Here is a 22,514-nt window from a genome sequence, read left to right on the forward strand (position 1 = left end):
CCTTGCCGGGAAGGGCACGGGCGTTCAGTGGTGGTGGCCCGGATGGCCGTGATGATGGCCATCTCCCGGGCGGTCTTCCGCCTCGCCGTGATAACCGCGGGCCTGCCGATAGCGCACCTTCTGCTCGGCGCTGAGCAACGCATCCATCTTCAGGTGGTAGGACAGGTGCAGGTGGCGCAGGCGGCCGCGCAGCTCGCCGATCTCGACCGTGAACGTCTCGATGGTATCGCTGGAGATCCCGCCCTCCGCAAAGCGCGCGTCCAGTTCCCTTTCGCGCTCCACGATGCGCCGGCCCAGTTCGCGCGCCTGCTCCCGCATGGTCTCGAACAGCCGCTCGGTCTCGCGGTGTTGTTCGGCCGTCAGGTCCAGCTCCCCGGCCACCTCCAGCACATGCAGCGGGCCCGGGTAGCCGTGCAGCTCGGCCGGCAGCGCCATCCCCATGCCGCGCCCTTCCAGGAGGTCTTCGGTCTCCTGTGCGGAGAGTGCCTTGATCTCGCGCTCCTGCAACCCGGAATACGGATTGGCCGCGGCCGATGCGGACATCACCAGCGCAAGGCTCGCGCCCACCAACCCCGATAACGCGATCACACGACACATGAAGGAATCTCCTGGCAAGAAATGGCGTCTGGATTGTAGCGCCCCATCGATCATGGGACACCGAATCGCTCACGGACGTCTAGACTCCGGATCGATACTCATTAAAAGGCAAAAGGACGCGACATGCTGATTATCGGATTGATTGTGGTCGTCGCCGCGCTGGTGTTCGCCACCGCGAAACTGCGCGTACATCCGTTCCTCGCCCTGCTGATCGCCGCCTTCGTGATGGCGATCATCGGCGGTATCGCGCCGCGCGAAGCGATCAGCGTCATCAACGACGGCTTCGGTAGCACCCTGGGCTACATCGGCATCGTGATTGCCCTGGGGACGATCATTGGGGTCATCCTCGACCGCACCGGCGCGGCCGTGGTGATGGCGGAGGCGATCATCCGCGCGCTGTCGGACCGCTTCCCCACCCTGACGGTCTCGATCATCGGCTACATCGTGTCCATCCCGGTGTTCTGCGACTCCGGCTACGTGATCCTGAACTCGCTGAAGAACGCGCTGGCCAAGACCGCCGGCATCTCGGTGGTGGCCATGAGTGTCGCGCTGGCGACCGGGCTGTTCGCCACGCACAACTTCGTGCCGCCTACCCCCGGACCGATTGCGGCCGCCAGCAACGTCGGCATCGCCGATGCGCTAGGCCTGGTGATCCTGGTGGGCCTGTTCGTCTCCGCGGTCGCCGCTGCGGTGGGCTGGCTGTGGGCCAGCCGCTACGCGCATGCCAATGACGAAGAGCTGCTGGAACCGGATCCGATCAGCGAGGCCACCGGGCAGGAGGTCGAGAAGGAAGAGATCAAGCTGGAACATCGCCCGACGACCCTGGGCGCGTTCATGCCGATCCTGGCACCCATCGTGCTGATCTCCATCGGCTCCGTTGCCTTGCTGGCCACCCGCGACACCGAGGCCGGGATATTCGCCAACGCACTGATCTTCCTCGGGACCCCGGTCGTGGCCCTGGCCATCGGCGTGATCTTCGCGCTGCTGCTGATCAAGGGCGCCGGCATCAAGGATCGCTTCCACCAGATGACGGTGGACGCCATCCTGCTCGCGGCCCCGATCATCCTGATCACCGGGGCCGGGGGCGCGTTTGGCAACGTGCTGCGCGAGACGCCGATCGGCGACCAACTTGGCGACATGTTGAGCGGTCTGGGTCTGGGCCTGCTGGTGCCGTTCCTGATTGCGGCGGCGCTGAAGTCCGCGCAGGGCTCCTCCACCGTAGCCCTGGTGACCGCGTCCAGCATGATTGCGCCGATGCTGGCCTCGCTGGGTCTGGACTCCACCATGGGCATGGTCCTGGCCGTGATGGCCGTGGGCGCCGGTGCAATGACCGTCTCGCACGCGAACGACAGCTTCTTCTGGGTGGTTACCCAGTTCAGCCGCATGAAGGTGTCCACCGCGTACAAGGCGTTCACGACCGCCACCCTGCTGCAGGGCATCAGTGCAATGATCACCATCTACATCCTGGGGCTGATCTTTGTCTGACACTCTCCGGGTGGTGGTCTGCCCGGACAGCTACAAGGGAAGCCTGGAGGCCGAGGAGGTGGCGGCCGCCATGGCGCGCGGGGTTCACGCTGCCCGGCCCGACGCCCGGGTGCGCTCCCTGCCCATGGCGGATGGCGGCGAGGGCACGGCCCGGCTGGTCAGCCACACCCTCGGCTGGGCCTGGCATCTGTCGGATGTGAGCAGCCCCACCGGCGCCCACCTGAGCGCCGGCTGGGGTTGTGACCACCACGAGCAGCGGGCGGTCATTGATGTCGCCTCCGCCTGCGGGTTGGACCGGATCCCCGACGACCAGCACGACCCCTGGCAGCTCCACAGCTTCGGTGTCGGCGAACTGATGCGGGCGGCGCTGGACGCCGGCGCCGAACACCTGCTGATCGGCCTCGGCGGCAGCGGAACCGTGGACGGCGGCGCGGGCATGCTGGCCGCCCTGGGCGTGCGCTTCCTGGATGCCGAAGGACACGCGCTTGCGCCCCACCCGGCCGGGCTGGCCGATCTGGCACGGGTCGACTTCGACGCACTGGACCCGCGCCTGGCCCACATCGACATTACGGTGTTGAACGACGTGGACAACCCACTGACCGGGCCGCATGGCGCGGCGGCTGTCTTTGGCCCGCAAAAAGGCCTGAAGACCGCCGACATCCCGGCAATGGATACCCACATGGAGCGCCTGGCCTGCATGATCGACGCTGCGGGACACCTCCGCCGACCCATCGACACCCCCGGCGCCGGTGCCGCCGGCGGGCTCGGGTTCGCGCTGGACTGTGTCCTCAGCGGTGGCGCGCGCATGGGCGCGGGCTACCTGGCCGAACTGATCGGGCTGGATGCCGCAATCCGCGAAGCCGATTTGGTTATCACCGGCGAGGGCCAGCTGGACGGCCAGACCTCGCACGGCAAGGTGGTCGCGGAAGTGGTTCGCCGTGCCCGAGAGCTGCGGGTTACGGTGGTGGCGATCGCCGGCGCCATCGCCTGCGACGAGGCCGAGATCGGCGCCTTCGGCCTGAGCGACGCCCGCGCCCTGTGCGACGGCAGCATCACCCTGGACCAGGCCCTGGCCCGCCCCGCACACTACATCGCCGAGCGCACCCGTGCCCTGATCGAGGCGGCCGAACCGGGTGTCCGACCGTGAATCAGCGGAATGCTCCCGTCTGAAAGGAACGTGTTCGGTTGATCCCGGTCCGACTCGCAGCACGGATCGATACGAACCCAAAGGAAGCCCCCATGACCAAGCACGATGACGCGCTTTTTCGCCCCTACAGCCTGGGCCCGCTGGAGCTGCCGAACCGGGTGCTGATGTCCCCACTGACACGCTCGCGCGCCGGGCAACCGGGCGATGTGCCCACCGATCTGAACGCCGAGTACTACGCGCAGCGCGCCAGTGCCGGCCTGATCATCAGCGAGGCCACTCAGGTCTCGCCCCAGGGCAAGGGCTATGCGTTCACGCCGGGCATCCACTCGCCGGAGCAGGTGGACGGCTGGCGCAAGGTCACCGACGCGGTGCATCGCGCGGGCGGGCGCATCCAGGCACAGCTGTGGCATGTAGGCCGGATCTCGCGCCCGGAGCTGCAACCCGACGGCCAGAAGCCGGTGGCGCCCTCCGCCATCCAGCCCGAGGGCGCCTATACCTTCATCAGCGCCGAATCGGGCATGGTCGAGGTGCAGGAGCCACGCGCGCTGGAGCTCGACGAGTTGCCGGGCATCGTGGAGCAGTATCGCCAGGGCGCGCAGAATGCTAAGGCGGCCGGCTTCGACGGCGTGCAGATCCATGCGGCCAACGGCTACCTGCTGGACCAGTTCATCCGCAGTGGCAGCAACCACCGAACCGATGCCTACGGCGGGTCAGTGGAGAATCGCATCCGCCTGCCGCTGGAGGTGGTGCATGCGGTGGTCGAGGTCTGGGGTCCCGAACGCGTAGGGATCCGCGTGAGCCCGACCGGCAGTTTCAACGGCATGCAGGACGCTGACCCGCTGGCCACCTACAGCGCCTTCGCCGAGGCCCTGGATGCCACCGGCATCGCCTACATTGAGGTGGTGGAGGACTCGTTCCAGGGCAACCACGAATCCGGCCGCCCGGAATCTATCGTCGACGCGATCCGCACGCGCTTCAGCCGCACTTATATCGGCAACGGCGCCTACACCGCCGACGAGGCCCGCCAGCGCATCGAGGCCGGCCGCTGCGATCTGGTCACCTTTGGGCGCCCGTTCATCGCCAACCCGGACCTGCCCGAACGCTTCCGCCAGGGCGCCCCGCTCAACGAGTGGGACGAAGCCACCTTCTACGGCGGCGACGAACACGGCTACACCGACTACGCAGCGCTGTCCGACTGAAACCGGCCCCCGGGAGCCCCCGGGGGCTATTTACGCAACCCATGCACGCGCGGCGTCTTGCGCTTGTCCGGGACCCGGCGTAGATTCCGGCGCGATGCGCACTACCAACCGTCATACGTGGCTGCACGCCCTGCTGGTCCTGAGCCTGGTGCTGGCCGTGCCCCTGCTGCAGGGGGCGGGGCTGCACCTGCACGTGGGCGATGCACACCATTCGTCGCCGCATGCAGCGCACGATTCCGAACACACGCACCATCACGACGAGTCGGCCGAGGTCGATCTGACACCGCAGGCCACCACCGGCAAGCCGGTCACCGTATTGGATCTGCCCGGCGCGGCTCTGCCAACGACGGCCGGCGACCTGTCCGTGGCGGCCCCGCGCGCACCTCCTCGCATCGCGGACCGCACCCACCCCCTTCGCGCATCCCCTCCCTGGCTCGCACCCCCCCTGCGCGGCCCGCCCGCCTGACCCATTGATTCGAACGTAGCGCGCTGACGTCTCCCCCGGGGGCGCAGCCTGGATCGTCATCAATGGGGAGTGTCTCCCATGCCGTATTCGGTTTTTTCCTGGTCGGTCGCTGGACTGATCGGACTGCTTTGCATACCCGCCGCGCTCGCGGACACGGACCGCTGGACGCTCGATCGGGCGGTTACTCACGGTTTGTCCGTGGCCCCCGAGGCCGAAGCCTTCCAGCACCGCATTGACGCCCAGCGCGGCGCGCGGGATCAGGCGGGGCGCTGGCCCAACCCGACACTGGAGGCCGAAGCCTCGAACCGCATGGGGCTGGAGGACCAGCGCGGCGGTTACTCGCTGAGCGGGATCGCCGTCATCCAGCCGCTCCCGCTATGGGGGCAGATCGGACATCGACGTGATGCCGCGACCGCGCGACTCGCCGCGACCGAGGCGCGGGCCCACGCCGAACGCCTCGAGCTGCAAGGCCACATCGGCGCAGCGTTTCATGCCTGGCAGCAGGCGGAGACGGGGCTTGAACGGGCGCGCGAGCGTCTGGACGAGGCCCAGCGCCTGGAGCGCATTGCCCGACTGCGACAGGAACGCGGCGATCTGTCCGAGCGCGAGCGTCTGCGCATCGGCCTGTTCCGCTCCGAGGCCGTGCGCCAGCTGGAGGCTGCCGAGGGCGAGCGGACCGAGGCCCGGGCCACCCTGGCCGCCTGGCTCGACCGGCACCCCGCCACGCTGGGCACGGCCCCCGCCTTTGATCACCCGCCTCCGCAACCCGCCGGGATCGAACCACAGACGGTAGTGGACCAGCACCCCGCCCTGCGGGCAGCGTCCGAACAGCAACAGGCCACACAGCTGGACATTGCCCACGCACGTGCCGAGGGGCGCCCGGATATCGGCATCCGGCTGTTTCAGGAGCGCGACGTGATCGACGGCCGCCGGGAAACCTCCACTGGCGTCGCACTGCAGCTCGAACTGCCGCTATGGGATCGCAACCAGGGGCGCGTCCGCGAATCCGTGGCGGACCACTACACACGCCAGACCGAGGTCCGGGCCCTGCGGCGCGACCTGACCCGCCAGGTCGAGGTCGGCCGCGTGCATCTGGCGCACCTGCTGGACGAACTGGACCGCCACCACAACGAGACGCTGGTGCCCGCCCGGCGCGTGCGCGACCTGACCTACCGCGGCTACGAGAGCGGCGAGGCCTCTTTGCTGGAAGTACTCGAGGCCTACAACACCCATTTCAACGCGATCGAGCAGGAACAGGATCTGCTTGCCCAGAGCTGGGCGGAGTGGCGCGAACTGCGCATCGCAGCGGGGCTCGGCCTCGTGGAGGACACCCAATGACATACCGAATCACCCACCGGATTACGCGCATCGCCATCCTGCTGGTCCTGGCCCTGGCGACCGGCCCCACCCTGGCCGAGGACCTCGAGATCACCCACTGGGATGCGGGACTGGAATGGTTCCTGGAGGCCGGGCCCCTGGAGCCCGGGGCCTCGGAGAACTTCCTGGTGCACGCCACCTGGCTGGACGACTTCCGTCCAGTCACCACCGGGGAACTGACCCTGCAGATGCATAACCGCTACGGGGAGGTATTCAGCGAAGCCACTGCCCATCTCGACCGCGAGGGCATCTTCGCCGTCACCCTGCAACTGCCGGACGCCGGGCGCTATTACCTGACCGGCGTGCACGAAGATGCCAACGGCATCCGCGAAAGCACCCTCGGTCAGGTGGAGATCCCGGGCGGACACCGTCATGGCCACGAGGACGACCATACGCACCCCGCCGACGAGGGGCATGCCCACGGCAAGGACCACGGGCACGACCATGATGCCGACGACCGGGGCCATCCCCACGGCGGGGATGACCACGGGCACGCGCACGACAACGACCACGGACATGGCGACGAGGGACACGCGGACGACACGATTACCTTCCTCAAGGAGACGCAGTGGCGCATGCGGTTTGCCACGGCCCCAGCCCGTTACGAGCCGTTCGGTGAGCGCATCGAGGTCCCCGGGACGATCCGCGAGGTACCCGGCCAACGCACCCGACTGGTCGCACCCGCCGATGGGGTGATTACGGCGGACGGGGACTGGCCGGCACCCGGCCGCGAAGTGCACGCCGGCGACAGTCTGATGCGCCTGGCGGTGTTGCCGGACAGCGGCACCTCCAGCGGTCTGGCCCTGGATCTCGCCCGGGCGCAGGAACGCCTGACCGCGGCCGAGGCCGACCTGGAACGTCTGACGGGCCTTGCCGAGGAGGGCGTGATCGCCGACAGCCGGGTGGTGGAAGCCCGCCGCGAACGCAACACCGCCCGGGCCGAGCTTGACGACGCCCGTGACCGCCAAGAACGGCTCGACGGCAGCGCTGCTTCCGGGACGCTTGCCCTGCGCGCCCCGGCTGGCGGACGGGTGGAATCCCTGGATGTCAGCCCCGGGGAGATCGTACAGGCCGGCCAGCACCTGGCCAGCGTGCTGGATGGCGAGCATGTGTGGCTGGTGGCGCACCTCTATCCGGCGGATCTGGCACGGGTCACGTCGCTGGCCGATCCAGCCGTGCGCCAACCGGGAAGTCGCGAGTGGCGGGCCGTCGGGGGTGAACCGGTGTGGGAAGGCGGGGCCTTCGATGGCCCGGGGCAAACGCTTCCAGTCGCCTTCGCCCTGGAAGCCGCGGACACTCGATACCGTCCCGGCATGCCGGTCACGATCTCGCTCGCGGCCGGGCCACCCCGCCATCGCGTCACGCTCCCGGTCGGGGCGTTGATCGACGACGACGGCGTGCCGATCGTGATCGTGCAAACCGGGGGCGAATCGTTCGAACGACGCCCGGTCCATACCGGGGCCCGCTCCGCCGGACGAGTGGAGATCCTCTCCGGCATCGAGGCGGATGAGCGCGTGGTGACCCAGGGCGCCTATGCGGTCCTGCTGGCGGGCCGGGATTCCGATGACATTGGCCACGGCCACGCGCACTAAGGGGATGGCGACATGCTGGATCGACTGATTCGATGGTCCCTCGCCAACCGTCTGCTGGTGATGGCCGGGGCCCTGGGCATCCTGCTGCTGGGGGCCTGGCAGGCAAGCCAGGCCCCCATCGACGTGTTCCCCGACCTGACCGCGCCCACCGTGACGGTGATGACCGAGGCCCCCGGCCTGGCCGCCGAGGAGGTGGAACAGCAGGTCAGCTACCTGATCGAGTCCGCGGTAAGCGGCGCATCCGGTGTGCGCCGCGTGCGCTCGCAGTCCGTGGCCGGGTTCTCGCTGGTGTGGGTGGAGTTCGAGTGGGGCGAGGAGATCTACCAGGCCCGGCAGGTGGTCAACGAGCGCCTGGGCCGCGTGCAGTCGCAACTGCCCGAAGGGGTCGCCGCCCCGCAGCTGGGGCCGATCAGTTCGGTCATGGGCGAGATCGCCTATGTGGGCGTACGCGACGAGGCGCGCGAGGACGGCATGCGCGCCCGCGAGGTCGCGGACTGGGTAGTGGCGCGCCAGCTGGAGGCCATCCCCGGCGTAGCCCAGGTGACCACCCTGGGCGGCCAGGTCCGCCAGTACCAGGTGCAGGTATCCCCCGAGCGCCTCGCGGCGTTCAACCTGAATCTCACCGAGGTCCGCGACGCTGTGGAACAGGCCAGCCGCAATGCGGGCGGCGACCGGTTGAGCGACGGCGGGCAGGACTACCTGATCCGCTTCCTCGGTCGCGCCGAACGCCTGGATGAGATCGAGCAGGCGGTGGTCGCCGTACGCGACGGCATGCCGATCCTGGTGCGACATGTCGCGGAGGTCGCGATGGGTCCGGGCATCCCGGTCGGCGATGGCGGCGTGAATGGGCATCCCGGCGTGGTCGTGGCCGTCTCCAAACAGCCGGATGCCGACACACTCGAACTGACCCGGTCGATCAACGCGACGCTCGCGCGGCTGGAAGCGGGGCTGCCCGAGGGCATCACCCTCGAACCCAACCTGTTCCGTCAGGCCGATTTCATCCAGACGGCCGTGGCCAACGTCGCCGAGGCCCTGCGCGACGGCGCGATCTTCGTGGTGCTGATCCTGCTGGTGTTCCTGCTGAGCGTGCGGATCACGCTGATCTCGGTCCTCGCCATTCCATTGTCGCTGACTGTCGCCCTGCTGGCCCTGCAGGCACTGGGCATCACCATCAACACCATGACCCTGGGGGGCATGACCATCGCCATCGGCGCACTGGTCGACGACGCCATCATCTTCGTGGAGAACATCTATCGCCGCCTGCGCGAGGACGGCAGCGACGACCACGATCGCGCCAGTCTGGACGAGACCGTGCGCCAGGCCTGCTCGGAGATGCGCTATCCGGTGGTCTTCTCCACCGTCATCATCATGCTGGTGTTCGCCCCGCTGTTCTTCCTGAGCGGGGTAGAAGGTCGCCTGTTGCAGCCGTTGGGCGTGGCCTACCTGATCGCGATCGCCGCATCGCTGATGGTGGCCCTGACGGTGACGCCGGTGCTCGCCCGCTGGCTGCTGCCCGCGATCGCGCGCCGCAACGCCGGGCGCGAACCGCCAGTGGCCGCCCTGCTACAACGCGGCTACCGACCGCTGCTGCGCGCCACGCTCCGGTTCCGACGCAGCATCCTCGCGCTCTCCACCATCCTCGCCGTGGCCACGCTGGCAGCCACGCTGCTGCTGGGGCGATCGTTCCTGCCCGACTTCAACGAGGGCAGCCTGACCATCGAGATGGCCACGCCGCCCGGCACCAGCCTGGAAACCTCGGCGGAAATGGCCGGCCAGGTCGAACGCTGGCTGCTGGAGCAGGATGCGATCCTGTCCGCCGCCCGCCGCACCGGACGGGCCGAGGGGGCGGAGCATACCCAACCGCCCCACCTCAGCGAACTGGATGTCCGCCTGGGCCCGCTACCGCAGGGGAAGGAGGCGTTTCTCGAGGAGCTGCGCGCGGGACTGACCGCCTTTCCCGGCCAGTTCAACATCGGCCAACCGATCTCGCACCGCATTGACCACATGCTCACCGGCGTGCGCGCAAACCTGTCGGTGAAGGTTCTCGGCCCCGGGCTGGGCGAGTTGCAGCGTCTGGCGAAGCAGGTCGAGGCGACCCTGGAAGGAATCGACGGCATCGTCGACCTGTCGGTCGAGCCCGTCGCGGCGGTGCCCCAGGTCCGGCTACATGCCGACCGCACCGCCCTCGCCCGCTACGGCCTGACCGTGGCCGATGCCGCCGAGACCATCGAGACCGCCTGGCGTGGCGCCCGCGTCGCGCAGATCTTCGAGGGCGAACGACGCTTCGACCTGGTCGTGCGCCTACCCGCGGAACACCGCGTGATCGACGGGCTGGCGGACATCCCGATTCGCACGCCGACCGGACACCACATCCGTCTGGGCGAGGTCGCCGAACCCCGGATTGAACGCGGCCCCAACCAAATCAACCGGGAGAATGCCGAGCGCCGCCTGGTGGTCAGCGCGAACGTGGCGGGCCGCGACCTGCATGGCGCGGCCAACGAGGTCCGCGCCGCCATCGACGAGCGGGTGGAGCTGCCCGAGGGGTATCGCGTGGAGCTGGGTGGCCAGTTCGAGGCCGAGGCACAGGCCACCCGGACCATCGTGATCGTTTCCGCCGGTGTCCTGGTCGCCATGCTGCTGGTGCTGCAGCTGGCCCTGCGCTCACTGACCCTGGTCCTGCTGGTGATGGTCAACATCCCGCTGGCCCTGATCGGCGGGGTCATCGCGGTGTTCGCCATGGGCGGCGTGATGACCATCGCGGCCCTGGTCGGGTTCATCACCCTGTTCGGCATCGCCGTGCGCAATGGGTTGCTGCTGATCAGCCGCTACCAGAGCCTGGCGGCCGAGGGCGTACCGCTGGACGAGGCCGTGGAACGCGGCGCGCTGGAGAGGCTGACCCCGATCCTGATGACTGCCCTTACCGCCGCGCTGGCGCTGATCCCGCTGGCCCTGGGCCTGGGCGAGACCGGCACCGAGATCCAGGCCCCGATGGCCATCGTAATCCTGGGCGGCCTGCTCAGCTCCACCGCCCTCAACATGCTGGTGCTGCCAGCCCTGTACCACTGGCTGCGCTCGCGCCCATCGGCGCGGGCCTGACGCAGGTTCGGACCAATCGCTGTGACGTCATGACGTCACAGCGTTACGATGTCCATGGTACCAAGCATCATGGAGGCCCCGATGAACGAGCCAAACAAACGTTCCACCGTCTATTTCGAACCGGACTTACACCGGGCACTGCGCCTGAAGGCCGCCTCCACGCAATGTTCGGTCTCCGATCTGGTCAATCGTGCCGTGCGCCAGACACTGATCGAGGATCAGGAGGATTTGCAGGCGTTCGAAGATCGCGTCGCAGAGCCAACCATGACCTACGAGGCACTCCTCGACGACCTGAAGGCGCATGGCAAGATTTGAGGTCGTTGTCCGCAAATCCGTCGCCAAGGACCTCCGACGGATTCCTGACAAGGACGTACGCCGCATCCTGGAACGCATCGCCTCACTGGCGGAAGACCCCCGCCCACCGGGCAGCGAGAAGTTATCCGCGCAGGAACGTTACCGCGTGCGGCAGGGCGTTTATCGCATCCTCTACGAAATCAAGGATGACCAACTGATCGTCACGGTGGTGAAGATCGGCCACCGCCGTGAGGTCTATCGCTGAAGCGCCGGTGTCAGACCTCGACGTCGGCCAGGTGGCCCTTGCCTTCCAGCCAGGCGCGGCGTTCGGAGGCGCGTTTCTTGCCGAGCAGCATGTCCATCAGCTGGAGGGTGTCGTCGGTGGCATCCAGCGTTAGCTGCACCAGCCTCCGGGTGTCCGGGTTCATGGTCGTCTCGCGCAGTTGCAGCGGGTTCATCTCGCCCAAGCCCTTGAAGCGGGTCACGGAGACCTTGCCCTTCATCTTCTCCGCCTCGATGCGCTCCAGTACGCCGGCCTTCTCGTCGTCGTCCAGGGCATAGAAGGTCTGCTTGCCGACATCGACGCGGTACAGCGGCGGCATCGCGATGTAGACATGCCCGCGCTCCACCAGCGGGCGGAAGTGTTTGAGGAACAGCGCACACAGCAGCGTGGCGATATGGGCGCCGTCGGAGTCGGCATCCGCGAGGATGCAGACCTTGCCGTAGCGCAGTCCGTCCAGGCTGGCCTGCCCCGGGTCCACGCCCAGCGCCACGGAGATGTCGTGGATCTCCTGCGAGCCCAGCACCTGGTCCGGATCGACCTCCCAGGAATTCAGGATCTTGCCCCTCAGCGGCATGATCGCCTGAAAATCGCGATCGCGCGCCTGCTTAGCCGAGCCGCCGGCCGAGTCGCCCTCGACCAGGAACAGCTCGGTGCGCTCCAGATCCTGGCTGGCACAGTCCGCCAGCTTGCCCGGCAGGGTCGGGCCCTGGGTAATCTTCTTACGCACCACCTTGCGGCCGGCGCGCTGGCGCTTCTGTGCGTTCTGGATCGAGAGTTCCGCGATGCGCTCGCCCTGCTGCGGGTGCTGGTTCAGCCACAGGCTGAAGGCGTCCTTGACCACGCCGGAAACAAATGGCGCGGCCTGGCGCGAGGACAGCCGCTCCTTGGTCTGCCCGGCGAACTGCGGATCCTGCATCTTGAACGACAACACGCTGGCCACCCGCTCCCAGACATCCTCCGGGGCCAGCTTGATGCCGCGCGGGAGCAGACTGCGAAACTCGCAGAACTCGCGCACCGCTTCGGTCAGACCGGTGCGCAGGCCGTTCACATGGGTACCGCCCTGGGTGGTCGGGATCAGGTTCACGTAGCTCTCGCTGACCACCTCGCCGCCCTCCGGCAGCCAGGTCACGGCCCAGTCGGCGGCCTCGGTCGCCCCGGAGATCGAACCCATGAACGGCTCCTCCGGCAGGCGCTCCAGACCATCCAGGGCCTCCACCAGGTAGTCACGCAGCCCGGCGGCGTAGCACCATTCGCAGGCCTCGCCAGTGGTCTCGTCGCGGAAGGTCACGGTCAGGCCCGGGCACAGCACCGCCTTGGCGCGCAGGATGTGCTTGAGTCGGGGCACCGAGAATCGCGGCGAATCGAAGTACTGTGGGTCCGGCCAGAAGTGCAGCGTGGTGCCGGTGTTGCGCTTACCGACGTCGCCGACCGCCTCCAGGTCCTGCGTCTTGTAACCGCCGGAGAAGGCCATCCGGTATTCGCGCCCGTCGCGCTTGATCTGCACCTCGAGCTTTTGCGACAGCGCATTGACCACCGACACGCCCACCCCGTGCAGTCCACCGGAGAACTGGTAGTTCTTGTCCGAGAACTTCCCGCCCGCATGCAGCGTGGACAGGATCACCTCGACCCCGGGGCGGTTCTCGCGCGGGTGCAGATCCACCGGCATGCCACGGCCGTCGTCACTGACCGAGACCGAATCGTCCTTGTGCAGGATCACATCGATGCGCTTGGCGTGGCCGCTGATCGCCTCGTCCACCGAGTTGTCGATCACCTCCTGCGCCAGGTGGTTCGGGCGGGTGGTGTCGGTGTACATGCCCGGGCGCTTGCGCACCGGGTCCAGCCCCTCGAGGACCTCGATATCGGATGCGGAATAGCTCACGCAGGAATCCCCTTGATTGATATTGATCACACCCCGTACCGGGCACGGCATCGGTCATCCTGCACCGTCATTGCGAGGAGCCGAAGGCAACGAAGCAACCTCCCAATGCAACGCCCGGCGTCCGCTCCAGCCAGCGCCGGGGCCACCCGCAGAGATCTCCACGGCGCTGCGCGCCTCGCGATGACGAGGGTGGCTGGCATTCGTTGCCGGAGCGACCCCGGGTGCCGGACTGTGCGCAGCGTACCAAAGCCTGCGGGGGAAAGGCTGCTTGCAATCCCGGGGGCGATCCCAACAATGCAGTGCAGATTTCGTGTTCAAGTATTCTAGGAGGGTTCCGATGGCAGATGCCGCAAGCGCAACCGGCGACGATATCCTCGACGTCACGCAGGAAAACTTCCAGCAGGCGGTGCTGGACGAGTCCCACCAGCGCCCGGTGGTCGTGGACTTCTGGGCCGCCTGGTGCGGGCCGTGCCAGCAGTTGATGCCGCTACTGCAGCAGCTCGCCGCGCAGTACACCGGCAAGTTCCGCCTGGCCAAGGTCAACAGCGACGAGCAGCAGGCCCTGGCACAGCAATACGGTGTGCGCAGCCTGCCGACCGTCATGATCTTTCGCCACGGCAAGCCGGCGGATCAGTTCATGGGCGTGCAACCGGAGCCGAACATCCGCGCGATGATCGACCAGTACCTGGAGAAGCCCTCCGACAAGCTGATCGAACAGGCGCGCGAGCAGGCGAAGACCGGCGACGTGGACGGCGCCCTGGCGACCCTCAGGGCCGCGCTGGAGGAGGACCCCGACAATGGCGACCTGCGCATCGAGCTGGCGCGCGCCCTGGCCCAGTCCGGCGATCCCGAGGCGGCCGAGACCGAACTCGCCAAACTGCCGCTGGATCAAAGCGAGAAGGAAGAGGCCAAGACCCTGCGCGCCCGCCTGGTGTTTGCCAAGACGGCGGCCGGCGTCGACCCGCAGGCCGTCGCACAGGAACTAAAAGGTGACAATCCTCGCCCCGAAGCTCTGGAGCAGATGGCGGCCTACGCGATGCTCTCCGGCCGCGCCGAAGAGGCCCTGGGGCTGTACCTGCAGCTGATGAAACAGCACCGCAGCTACAACGACGGCGCCGGCCAGAAGGGCCTGCTCGCTGCCTTCGAGGTACTCGGCAACGATCACCCGCTGGTGGGACAGTTCCGCCGACAGATGGCCTCGCTGCTGTACTGAAGCCGGTCTCGGTCGCCGCCGCTGTAATACTTTCGGCGCCAGCGACTTCGACCATGTCCCATCGGCCAGAGGGCTGGCCTCCCACAGACATACAAAGCCCTCTGTAGGAGGCGAGCCCCCTCGCCGATGGGGCGTTGCCGGCCACCACTGGTCTATCCTGGCCAGACTCCCCTCAACCCCTGACATCCCGGCCTTATGGCCCGACCTCAACACCCTCGTCATCCCGGCCGCAGCGAAGCGGGGAGCCGGGGTCTCCCAAAGCTGTCATCCACGCCCGAGAGATCCCGGATAACCGCGATGCGGTTTCCGGGATGACATCCCAAGCTGATGGCCGGCGACCTATTGCTTGGCGACCACCTCGCCGGTCAATTCGGTGCCGGCGGCGAGGGTCGAGTAGATCGTGCCCTTGCAGACGTTGCGGTGCAGGATCTCGAGCATCTCCTCGTCGGCATCGGTTTCGATCTCGACGCGGTATTCGATCTTCGCCATCGCGGGCGGGTCATCCTGACGCCAGCCGCGCAACTGGATGGCGATGCTGCCCACCTCAATGCGCAGCATCGGCAGGGCCCGCTGGATGCCGCGCACCATGCAGGCGCCGAGTGACGCCAGCAACAGCTCCGGCGGACTCAGCGCATCGTCACGCCCGTCCATATCAGTATCCAGCGTGACCTCGGCCTGTTTGGCCCGGGCCAGGCTGCCGTGCGCGTCTACCCGTTCGACGTTCAGCTGATACTCCAGCATGTTCCCTCCCTCAGGGGTCCGGACCGCCTTGCGCGACCCGAATCGGTCGAGACGTCAGTTGCTGCCGAGGATGCGCTCGATCACGGCCTGTGGTTCCTGATAACCGGAGAGCTGTTGACCGCCCTCGGTGATCAGGGCCGGGGTACCGCGCAGCCCGAGTTGCTGGCCCATGGCCATGTGCTGATCCTGCGGCGTGGCGCAGCTGCCGTCGATGTCGTTCAGCTTGTCGCCTTCCTTGGCACGGTCCATCGCGTCTTCGCGGTCATCCGCGCACCAGATGCGATCCATGATCTCCGGAGAATCGCGACCGAGGACCGGGAACATCAGGTAGCGCACCTTGATGCCAGCCGCCAGATACTCCGGCAGGTCCTGGTGGATTTCGCGGCAGTAGGGGCAATTCGGGTCGGTGAAGATGTTCAGCACACCGCGAGTGTCGCCGTTCGGCGAGTAGGTCACCAGCTCGCTGTCGTCGATGGCGGCGAACATGTCGGCGCGCACGCCGCTGAGCGCGGCCTGGGTCAGATTCTCGCGGGTTTCCAGATCGACCAGACTGCCCTGAATCAGATACCGGCCGTCCTCGGAGACATAGAGGATATCGGTGCCGTAGCGCACCTCGTAGAGGCCGTCCACCGGGGTCTGCCGGATGCTGTCGGCCTCGGCATCCGGAATCACCCGGGCCATGGATTCCTCAATGGCATCGGTCGCCATGACCGGGGTACTGAACACGGCCAGGGCCGCGGCAAGGGGAAGAACGCGTTTCAGGAGCATGGATTCTCTCGTGGCTGTACAAAAAGCGGGGCCAGTCTAGCAGTCCCAGGCGCGGGGGCCTCGGGCTTTTTACTGGCAAGAACGCGTAGTAGACGTCATCCGCGGGGATGATGTTCCGCATGCAGGCTTTGCAGGCGGGCGCGTGCGACGTGGGTATAGATTTGCGTGGTCGACAGGCTGCTGTGGCCCAGCAGCATCTGCACCACGCGCAGGTCCGCCCCGTGATCGAGCAGGTGGGTCGCGAAGGCGTGGCGCAGGGTATGCGGCGACAACGGCGACTCGATGCCAGCACGGCGCGCATGGGCCTTGATGCGGTACCAGAAGGCCTGGCGCGTCAGCCCGCGCCCGCGGCGGGTGACGAACACCGTCTCGCAGGGAGGGTGACCGTCCATCAGGTCCGGTCGCGCCTCGCGCTGGAAGCGGGCCAGCCAGTGGGCCGCCTCCTCGCCCAGCGGCACAAGACGTTCCTTGTCGCCCTTGCCGGTGATGCGCACCACGCCCTGGCGGCTGTTGACCTCTGACTGCTCCAGGCCCACCAGCTCGGAGACGCGCAGGCCGGTGGCGTACATCAGCTCCAGCATCGCGCGGTCGCGCAGGCCCACCGGGGTCTCGAGATCGGGCGCCTGCAGCAGGGCATCCACCTGCGCCTCGGACAGGCTGTCCGGCAACGGACGCCCGGCGCGGGGCGATTCGATCCCGGCGCTGGGGTCATCCTCGCGCTCACCCTGATAGACCCGATAGCGATAGAAGCGGCGAATGCTGGACAGCGCCCGGGTGATGGACTTCGGCCGCGCCCCGGCCTGCATGCGTGCGCTGACGTACCCCAGCAGGTCGGCCGCCCCGGCGGTCTCCAGATCCACGCCCCTGGGCTCCAGCCAGTGTCCCAGACCTTCCAGGTCGCGGCGGTAGGCCGCCAGGGTGTGGTCGGAGAGGCCCTCGACCGCCCAGAGCTCGTCCAGGAAACGATCGAGGGCCGATGAGGCCGTCTCGGCAGTGGTCACGCGTTACGGCTGGCCGTCCCCGGGATTGCCCGGATTGCCCGGTGCCCCCGGGGTCTCTGCGCGGAATTTTCCGGCCAGGCTCTCGAACACCTTGGTCAGCTCCAGTGGCAGCGGGAAGAAGATGCTGTTGGCATTGCCGTTGGTCGACATGTCGGCCATGGTCTGCAGGTAGCGCAGCTGCAACGCGGCGGGGCTCGCCTCCATCTTCTGCGCGGCCTGCACCAGCTTCTCGGCCGCCTGCAATTCGCCCTCCGCGTGGATGACCTTGGCGCGGCGTTCGCGCTCGGCCTCGGCCTGGCGGGCGATTGCTCGGATCATCGAGTCGTCCAGGTCGACGTGCTTGATCTCGACGTTAGTGACCTTGATGCCCCAGGCGTCGGTCTGCGAGTCGAGGATCTCCTGGATGTCGTTGTTCAGCTTGTCGCGCTCGGAGAGCATCTCGTCAAGATCATGCTTGCCGAGGACCGAGCGCAATGTGGTCTGCGCCAGCTGGCTGGTCGCGGCGTAGTAGTCCTCCACCTGGATCACCGACTTGGCCGAATCCACCACGCGGAAGTACAACACCGCATTGACCCGTACCGTCACGTTGTCCTGGGAGATCACGTCCTGACTGGGCACGTCGAGGGTGATGATGCGCAGGTCGATCCGCACGATCTGCTGGATGCCCGGGATGACGATGATCAGGCCCGGACCCTTGACCGCCTGGAACCGCCCCAGGAAGAAGATGACGCCACGCTCGTACTCGCGCAGCACCTTGATCGACATCACGATGATGGCGATCAGGATGACTAGCGGAACGACAAAGAAACCGAGATCGTTCATGTCCTGCTCCTTCTACGTTGTGAGTACTGCACCGGCCGGTCAGCCGGTCGATGCAGTGCCCGGGGTGTCCTCTTCGGTCGCGGGTTCGACTTGCAGCTTGAGCCCGTCGATGGCGGTCACCCGCACCTTCTGCCCCTCGCGCACGGGTGCCGAGGTCTCCGCGTTCCACTGCTCGCTGTGGACCCAGACCCGGCCACTGCGTTCAAAGTCCTCGCGCGCCTCGCCAAGCATGCCGATCATCTCTTCATGGCCGGTGGCGGGCTTCTTGCCTCGCATGCTGAACAGACGCCCCAGCACCCAGACCGACAGGATGCCGATGGCGATGGCCGTGCCGATCACCAGCGGCAGGGCCACGTTCAGGTTGGGATCGTCCCACAGAATGATCGAACCGGTTGTAAACGCCACGATTCCTCCTATGCCCAGGGCCCCGAAACTGGGCACAAAGGCCTCCGCGATCATGAAGATCATGCCCAGCAGCATCAGCGCCAGGCCCGCGTAGTTCACCGGCATCACCTGCAGCGCAAAGAACGCCAGGATCAGCGCGATCGAGCCAATCACTCCGGGATAGATCGCGCCCGGATTGGCCAGCTCGAAGATGATGCCGTAGATCCCCAGCAGCATCAGGATATAGGCAATGTTCGGGTTGGTGATCACGGACAGCAACTGGGTGCGCCAGTCCGGGTCCATGCGCACGATCTCCAGTCCCTCGGTGGAGAGTGTGCGCTCACCGTCGTGCATGCGCACGGTATGCCCGTCGATCTGGGCGAGCAGGTCGTCCAGGTTGTCCGCCACAAAGTCGATGACGTTCTGCTCCAGCGCCGCGGAGGCGGTCAGGTTGGAGCCCTCGCGTACCGTCTCCTCCGCCCAGTCGGCGTTGCGATCATAGCGCTCGGCCAGACCGCGGATGTACGACACCGCGTCCTCCAGCACCTTGCGCCCCATCGCGTCGTCGCCGCGACGCGGTGCCGGATCGTCCTCCAGCAGTTCTTCCTCGCTGGCCGGATCCACCTCGCCGTCAGGCGCTCCGTTTTCGCCCGCTGGCGCCTCGTCCGCGTCGTCGTCGCTGCGTTCGTCGCCACTGGCCTCGTCGGCGTCCTCGCCCGCTTCCGGCGGATCCATGCCCGGGAGCCCACCGCCCCCCATCTGCACCGGCGTGGCGGAACCCAGATTGGTGGCCGGGGTCATGGCCGCGACATGCGACCCATAGAGCATGTAGGTCCCGGCACTGACCGCGCGCGAGCCGGCCGGGTGGACATACGTCACCACCGGCACGTCCGATTGCAGGATGTTCTTGATGATGCTGCGCATACTGGAATCCAGTCCGCCGGGGGTATCCAGCATCAGGATCATGATCTCGGCGTCTTCCGCCTCCGCGCGTTCAATGCCGCGACGGATGTAATCGCCGGTGGCCGGGCCGATGGCGTCCTCCACGGTCAGCATCAGGCCGTGGCGATCCCCGGTATCGGCCATGCTCGCCGCCACCAGCCAGCCGGCGCCCAGCAACAGGCAGGTCAGCCACAACAGATGTCGCCAGGGGCGCCATCCGCCCTGTCCCGCGTTGCGCCCGAATGGAACCCGCATGGGCTTCCTCTCCCGTCAGGATGGATTCGTCGTACACTGCGTGCGCACACGCGACAGCCGACACCACCACGATAAACCAAAGGCCGGACCGGCGCCGAACCCGCAGACCCGCATGGAAACGCAGGCAATGCAGACCCCGCCCGAAACCCTCACCGCCGTGATCCTGGCCGGCGGCCAGGGCCGCCGCATGGGCGGGTGCAACAAGGGCTGGGTCGAGTACCACGGGCGCCCGTTGATCGAACACGCGATCGAGCGCCTGCAGCCCCAGGCCGCACAGCTGGCCGTTAGCAGCAATACCGATATCGACCGCTATCGGGCGCTGGGGTTTCCCTGTCTTTGCGATCTGCACCCCGATTACCGCGGCCCGCTGGCCGGGATCGCGGCGGCCTTCGCAGCCTTCCCCGGCCAAAACCTCCTGTGCGCCCCGGTGGACGCCCCGCATTGCCCGCGGGATCTCGGCCAACGCCTGCAACAGGCCCTGGACCGGGAACACGCCCCGGCCGCGGTCGCCCACGACGGCGACCGCCTGCAGCCGCTGTTCGCGCTGCTGCGCCCGACACTGGCGCAGGCCCTGCTGGACGACCTGGAGCGCGGGTCCCTGGCCGCGGGACGCTGGTTCCGCGACATGGGTGCAATCCCCGTCGATTTCTCCGATCAGCCGCAGGCGTTCGCCAACATCAACACACCGGATGACCTGGGGAGAGACTGATCATGATCGCTATACTTTCGATCCCGAACCGCAGTGCCCGGGAACGACGCCCATGACCGAACCGACCACCCCCTCGACCCTGCCCCGCATCGCCTTCGCCGCCTGGAGCGGCAGCGGCAAGACCACGCTGCTCAAGGGCGTGATCCCGGCCCTGCGCGCCCGGGGCCTGCGCCCGGCGATGATCAAGCACGCCCACCACGAATTCGACGTGGACAAGCCGGGCAAGGACAGCTTTGAGCTGCGCCACTCCGGGGCTGACCAGATGCTGGTCGCCTCCGGGCGGCGCTACGCCCTGATGGTGGAGACGCCGGAGACCGACGACGGCCGCGTGCCGGATCTGGACATGCTGTGCGCGCGGCTGGACCCGCGACGCTCCGACCTGATCCTGGTCGAGGGCTTCAAGCAGTGGGACCTGCCCAAGATCGAGGTGCACCGCCCGTCGGTCGGCAAGCCGCCACTGTACCGCGAGGTCGCCGGGGTGATCGCGGTGGCCACCGACGCCCCGACCCTGGACTTCGACGGCCCACTGCTGCCGGTCAACGACCCCGACGCAGTGGCTGCCTTCATCATCGACTATCTGAATATTCATCCCTGAAGCGGAGACATCCCATGCCCGAGGCTGCCCCCGGTTGCGACGAATTCGATTCCAACGCCAAGACCCTGGAACAGGCCCGTGCCGCGATCCTCGAGGCCTGCCGGTCGATCACCCAGAGCGAACAGGTCACGCTGGAAGAGGCCCTCGGGCGCACCCTGGCCCAGCCGATTCACGCACGCATCGACGTGCCGCCAGCGGCGGTCTCGGCCATGGATGGCTACGCCCTGCGCGCCGCGGACGCAACGGACGGGGCCTGTCTCGCACTGGTGGGCACATCGGCGGCCGGGCATCCCTGGGATGGCGAGCTGCAGCCCGGCCAGTGCCTGCGTATCCTGACCGGCGCGGTCGTCCCGGCCGGGGCCGAACTGGTCATCATGCAGGAGCAGGTGCAGCGGGACGGGGAATCGATCACCCTGCAAAACGGCGGCCTGACACCGGGACACAACATCCGTGGACCGGGCAGTGACACCGCCGCCGGCAGCCCGCTATATGCTTCCGGGCAGCGCATCGGCGCCGCCGAGATCGGGGTCCTGGCCAGTCAGGGTATCGCCCGGGTAAGCGTGCTGCGCCGGCCGCGCGTGGCCTTCTTCTCGACCGGGGACGAACTGGTCCCCGTCGATCAACCGCTGGGCCCGGGACAGATCCACGACAGCAACCGCCACACCCTGCGCGCGCTGCTGAGCGCCTATCCGGTGGAGGTACTGGACTACGGCGTGATCCGCGACACCGAGGCGGAGGTCTCACGAGCCCTGACCCGGGCCGGTGCGGACGCGGACATGATCATCACCACCGGGGGCGTCTCGGTGGGCGATGCCGATCACGTGACCCGCGTACTGCAGGCCTCGGGACAAGTCGGTTTCTGGAAGCTGGCGATCAAGCCGGGGCGGCCACTGGCATTCGGACAGTTCGGCCGCGCGCATTTCTTCGGCCTGCCCGGCAACCCGGTGGCGGTGATGACCACCTTCGCCTTGCTGGTACGCCCGGCGTTGCTGCAGCTGGCCGGGCGCGACGCGAACGAGCCGCAGACCCTGAACGCCCGCCTGCTGGAGGATCTGTACAAGACCCCGGGCCGCAAGGACTTCCAGCGCGCGTTACTCGAGACTGACGACCGCGGCTGGGTGGTGCGCGCAGCCGGCGGCCAGGGCTCGCACCAGCTGCGCGCGATGAGCGAGGCCAACGCCTACGTGGTTTTGCCCCGCGAGTCCAGCGGGGCCCGGGCGGGGGACTGGGTGGAGGTGCTGCCGTTCCGGGAGATCTTCCCGGAGGTGTGACCCGAGTTTCGGCCCGCGCTCAGGGGGACTGGACGAGCGCGGCGAATTCCCGCTCCAGCAGGGCCTCGTCACCCAGGTTGAGCTCGACCAGGCGCCGCAGGTGCGAGGCGGATTCGAGCGGCATCGCCTCGATCTCCACGCCCAGCCACAGGCCTTCGTGCCAGCACACGCGGCCCTCGACGGTGATGCGCGCCTCGCCGCTGAGCGGGATATCGACGCTGACCTCGTCCCCATCGGCCAGGACCGGAAGATCCGCGCCCTCCAGCAGCACCCCCTTCAGGGAGATATCCTCCACGCGAACCGCGCAGTCCCCGCCGTCGGTGAGCAGGGTAGCCGGAAATTCCAGAGGGATACGTTGAAAGCGTCGCTCCATACGGCAAGACTACGCCCACTCCGCG

The 22,514-nt window shown here is 67.7% G+C and carries 21 protein-coding genes; 13 read left to right on the plus strand and 8 right to left on the minus strand.

Translation table 11 applies throughout. The features are described from left to right. Positions 1 to 24: 24 nt before the first annotated feature. Positions 25 to 597, minus strand: a complete 573-nt coding sequence (locus F816_RS0111375) for a Spy/CpxP family protein refolding chaperone (RefSeq protein WP_019594832.1) — start codon at positions 595 to 597, stop codon at positions 25 to 27. Between the two features lie 123 nt (positions 598 to 720). Here F816_RS0111375 and F816_RS0111380 point away from each other — a divergent pair, with 123 nt between their 5' ends. The 9 genes from F816_RS0111380 (at position 721) to F816_RS0111420 (ending at position 11,518) form a co-directional block, all read left to right on the plus strand. Next, complete coding sequence (locus F816_RS0111380; protein ID WP_019594833.1) at positions 721 to 2,082, plus strand: GntP family permease; 1,362 nt, start codon at positions 721 to 723, stop codon at positions 2,080 to 2,082. Between the two features lie 10 nt (positions 2,083 to 2,092). After that, positions 2,093 to 3,229: a glycerate kinase gene (locus tag F816_RS0111385; protein ID WP_019594834.1), complete on the plus strand. Its 1,137-nt coding sequence runs from the start codon at positions 2,093 to 2,095 to the stop codon at positions 3,227 to 3,229. 92 nt (positions 3,230 to 3,321) lie between these two features. Then, positions 3,322 to 4,428: an alkene reductase gene (locus tag F816_RS0111390; RefSeq protein ID WP_019594835.1), complete on the plus strand. Its 1,107-nt coding sequence runs from the start codon at positions 3,322 to 3,324 to the stop codon at positions 4,426 to 4,428. 94 nt (positions 4,429 to 4,522) lie between these two features. After that, complete coding sequence (locus F816_RS0111395) at positions 4,523 to 4,894, plus strand: hypothetical protein (protein ID WP_019594836.1); 372 nt, start codon at positions 4,523 to 4,525, stop codon at positions 4,892 to 4,894. 78 nt (positions 4,895 to 4,972) lie between these two features. Beyond that, entirely contained in the window at positions 4,973 to 6,232 is a 1,260-nt protein-coding gene (locus F816_RS0111400) for a TolC family protein (protein WP_038085810.1), read from the plus strand. Beyond that, positions 6,229 to 7,863, plus strand: coding sequence for an efflux RND transporter periplasmic adaptor subunit (locus tag F816_RS0111405; RefSeq protein ID WP_019594838.1), 1,635 nt, complete (start codon positions 6,229 to 6,231; stop codon positions 7,861 to 7,863). The genes F816_RS0111400 and F816_RS0111405 overlap by 4 nt, the downstream gene beginning before the upstream one ends. Positions 7,864 to 7,875: 12 nt before the next feature. Beyond that, positions 7,876 to 10,959: an efflux RND transporter permease subunit gene (locus F816_RS0111410; protein ID WP_019594839.1), complete on the plus strand. Its 3,084-nt coding sequence runs from the start codon at positions 7,876 to 7,878 to the stop codon at positions 10,957 to 10,959. An 81-nt stretch (positions 10,960 to 11,040) separates the two neighbouring features. After that, complete coding sequence (locus tag F816_RS0111415; RefSeq protein ID WP_019594840.1) at positions 11,041 to 11,274, plus strand: hypothetical protein; 234 nt, start codon at positions 11,041 to 11,043, stop codon at positions 11,272 to 11,274. Continuing rightward, positions 11,261 to 11,518, plus strand: coding sequence for a type II toxin-antitoxin system RelE/ParE family toxin (locus F816_RS0111420; protein ID WP_019594841.1), 258 nt, complete (start codon positions 11,261 to 11,263; stop codon positions 11,516 to 11,518). The genes F816_RS0111415 and F816_RS0111420 overlap by 14 nt, the downstream gene beginning before the upstream one ends. Before the next feature lie 10 nt (positions 11,519 to 11,528). On the opposite strand, the gene parE is transcribed toward F816_RS0111420, so the two are convergent. Then, positions 11,529 to 13,415 (minus strand): DNA topoisomerase IV subunit B, encoded by a 1,887-nt coding sequence (gene parE / locus F816_RS0111425; RefSeq protein WP_026333251.1) that lies wholly within the window; start codon positions 13,413 to 13,415, stop codon positions 11,529 to 11,531. A gap of 337 nt (positions 13,416 to 13,752) precedes the next feature. On the opposite strand from parE, the gene trxA reads away from it, so the two are divergent. After that, positions 13,753 to 14,628, plus strand: a complete 876-nt coding sequence (trxA, locus tag F816_RS0111430; RefSeq protein ID WP_019594843.1) for a thioredoxin — start codon at positions 13,753 to 13,755, stop codon at positions 14,626 to 14,628. A gap of 339 nt (positions 14,629 to 14,967) precedes the next feature. On the opposite strand, the gene F816_RS0111435 is transcribed toward trxA, so the two are convergent. From F816_RS0111435 to F816_RS0111455, 5 genes are all read right to left on the minus strand, one after another. After that, on the minus strand, positions 14,968 to 15,369 hold the full coding sequence (locus F816_RS0111435; RefSeq protein WP_019594844.1) for an OsmC family protein: 402 nt from the start codon (positions 15,367 to 15,369) through the stop codon (positions 14,968 to 14,970). A 54-nt stretch (positions 15,370 to 15,423) separates the two neighbouring features. After that, on the minus strand, positions 15,424 to 16,137 hold the full coding sequence (locus F816_RS0111440; RefSeq protein ID WP_019594845.1) for a DsbC family protein: 714 nt from the start codon (positions 16,135 to 16,137) through the stop codon (positions 15,424 to 15,426). Positions 16,138 to 16,232: 95 nt separating this feature from the next. Then, positions 16,233 to 17,138, minus strand: a complete 906-nt coding sequence (gene xerD / locus F816_RS0111445; RefSeq protein WP_018950504.1) for a site-specific tyrosine recombinase XerD — start codon at positions 17,136 to 17,138, stop codon at positions 16,233 to 16,235. A 3-nt stretch (positions 17,139 to 17,141) separates the two neighbouring features. Next, positions 17,142 to 17,960 carry a slipin family protein gene (locus F816_RS0111450; RefSeq protein ID WP_019594846.1) on the minus strand — a complete coding sequence of 273 codons (819 nt, stop codon included), beginning with the start codon at positions 17,958 to 17,960 and terminating at the stop codon, positions 17,142 to 17,144. Between the two features lie 39 nt (positions 17,961 to 17,999). Next, on the minus strand, positions 18,000 to 19,541 hold the full coding sequence (locus F816_RS0111455) for a nodulation protein NfeD (RefSeq protein WP_019594847.1): 1,542 nt from the start codon (positions 19,539 to 19,541) through the stop codon (positions 18,000 to 18,002). 127 nt (positions 19,542 to 19,668) lie between these two features. Between F816_RS0111455 and mobA the strand changes: the two genes are divergently transcribed. The 3 genes from mobA to glp are packed head-to-tail and all read left to right on the plus strand — an operon-like array spanning position 19,669 to position 22,116. Next, positions 19,669 to 20,250, plus strand: coding sequence for a molybdenum cofactor guanylyltransferase MobA (mobA, locus tag F816_RS0111460; RefSeq protein WP_026333252.1), 582 nt, complete (start codon positions 19,669 to 19,671; stop codon positions 20,248 to 20,250). A gap of 52 nt (positions 20,251 to 20,302) precedes the next feature. After that, complete coding sequence (gene mobB / locus F816_RS0111465) at positions 20,303 to 20,845, plus strand: molybdopterin-guanine dinucleotide biosynthesis protein B (protein WP_019594849.1); 543 nt, start codon at positions 20,303 to 20,305, stop codon at positions 20,843 to 20,845. A gap of 14 nt (positions 20,846 to 20,859) precedes the next feature. Continuing rightward, a complete protein-coding gene (glp, locus tag F816_RS0111470) occupies positions 20,860 to 22,116 on the plus strand; it encodes a gephyrin-like molybdotransferase Glp (protein WP_019594850.1) in 1,257 nt (418 codons plus the stop codon). A 19-nt stretch (positions 22,117 to 22,135) separates the two neighbouring features. Here glp and F816_RS0111475 read toward each other — a convergent pair whose 3' ends face one another. Continuing rightward, on the minus strand, positions 22,136 to 22,489 hold the full coding sequence (locus F816_RS0111475) for a PilZ domain-containing protein (RefSeq protein ID WP_018168181.1): 354 nt from the start codon (positions 22,487 to 22,489) through the stop codon (positions 22,136 to 22,138). Positions 22,490 to 22,514: the final 25 nt, after the last annotated feature.

Origin of the sequence: Thioalkalivibrio sp. ALM2T, from assembly GCF_000381505.1 — a bacterium.
In the GTDB taxonomy this organism is placed as follows: domain Bacteria; phylum Pseudomonadota; class Gammaproteobacteria; order Ectothiorhodospirales; family Ectothiorhodospiraceae; genus Thioalkalivibrio; species Thioalkalivibrio versutus.

Excerpts from the sequence above, each read along its gene's own strand:
- F816_RS0111375 (WP_019594832.1), bottom strand. The coding sequence starts at position 597 with ATGTGTCGTGTGATCGCGTTATCGGGGTTGGTGGGCGCGAGCCTTGCG.
- F816_RS0111380 (WP_019594833.1), top strand. The coding sequence starts at position 721 with ATGCTGATTATCGGATTGATTGTGGTCGTCGCCGCGCTGGTGTTCGCC.
- F816_RS0111390 (WP_019594835.1), top strand. The coding sequence starts at position 3,322 with ATGACCAAGCACGATGACGCGCTTTTTCGCCCCTACAGCCTGGGCCCG.
- F816_RS0111395 (WP_019594836.1), top strand. The coding sequence starts at position 4,523 with ATGCGCACTACCAACCGTCATACGTGGCTGCACGCCCTGCTGGTCCTG.
- F816_RS0111400 (WP_038085810.1), top strand. The coding sequence starts at position 4,973 with ATGCCGTATTCGGTTTTTTCCTGGTCGGTCGCTGGACTGATCGGACTG.
- F816_RS0111405 (WP_019594838.1), top strand. The coding sequence starts at position 6,229 with ATGACATACCGAATCACCCACCGGATTACGCGCATCGCCATCCTGCTG.
- F816_RS0111410 (WP_019594839.1), top strand. The coding sequence starts at position 7,876 with ATGCTGGATCGACTGATTCGATGGTCCCTCGCCAACCGTCTGCTGGTG.
- F816_RS0111415 (WP_019594840.1), top strand. The coding sequence starts at position 11,041 with ATGAACGAGCCAAACAAACGTTCCACCGTCTATTTCGAACCGGACTTA.
- F816_RS0111420 (WP_019594841.1), top strand. The coding sequence starts at position 11,261 with ATGGCAAGATTTGAGGTCGTTGTCCGCAAATCCGTCGCCAAGGACCTC.
- trxA (WP_019594843.1), top strand. The coding sequence starts at position 13,753 with ATGGCAGATGCCGCAAGCGCAACCGGCGACGATATCCTCGACGTCACG.
- F816_RS0111435 (WP_019594844.1), bottom strand. The coding sequence starts at position 15,369 with ATGCTGGAGTATCAGCTGAACGTCGAACGGGTAGACGCGCACGGCAGC.
- F816_RS0111440 (WP_019594845.1), bottom strand. The coding sequence starts at position 16,137 with ATGCTCCTGAAACGCGTTCTTCCCCTTGCCGCGGCCCTGGCCGTGTTC.
- F816_RS0111450 (WP_019594846.1), bottom strand. The coding sequence starts at position 17,960 with ATGAACGATCTCGGTTTCTTTGTCGTTCCGCTAGTCATCCTGATCGCC.
- F816_RS0111455 (WP_019594847.1), bottom strand. The coding sequence starts at position 19,541 with ATGCGGGTTCCATTCGGGCGCAACGCGGGACAGGGCGGATGGCGCCCC.
- mobA (WP_026333252.1), top strand. The coding sequence starts at position 19,669 with ATGCAGACCCCGCCCGAAACCCTCACCGCCGTGATCCTGGCCGGCGGC.
- mobB (WP_019594849.1), top strand. The coding sequence starts at position 20,303 with ATGACCGAACCGACCACCCCCTCGACCCTGCCCCGCATCGCCTTCGCC.
- glp (WP_019594850.1), top strand. The coding sequence starts at position 20,860 with ATGCCCGAGGCTGCCCCCGGTTGCGACGAATTCGATTCCAACGCCAAG.
- F816_RS0111475 (WP_018168181.1), bottom strand. The coding sequence starts at position 22,489 with ATGGAGCGACGCTTTCAACGTATCCCTCTGGAATTTCCGGCTACCCTG.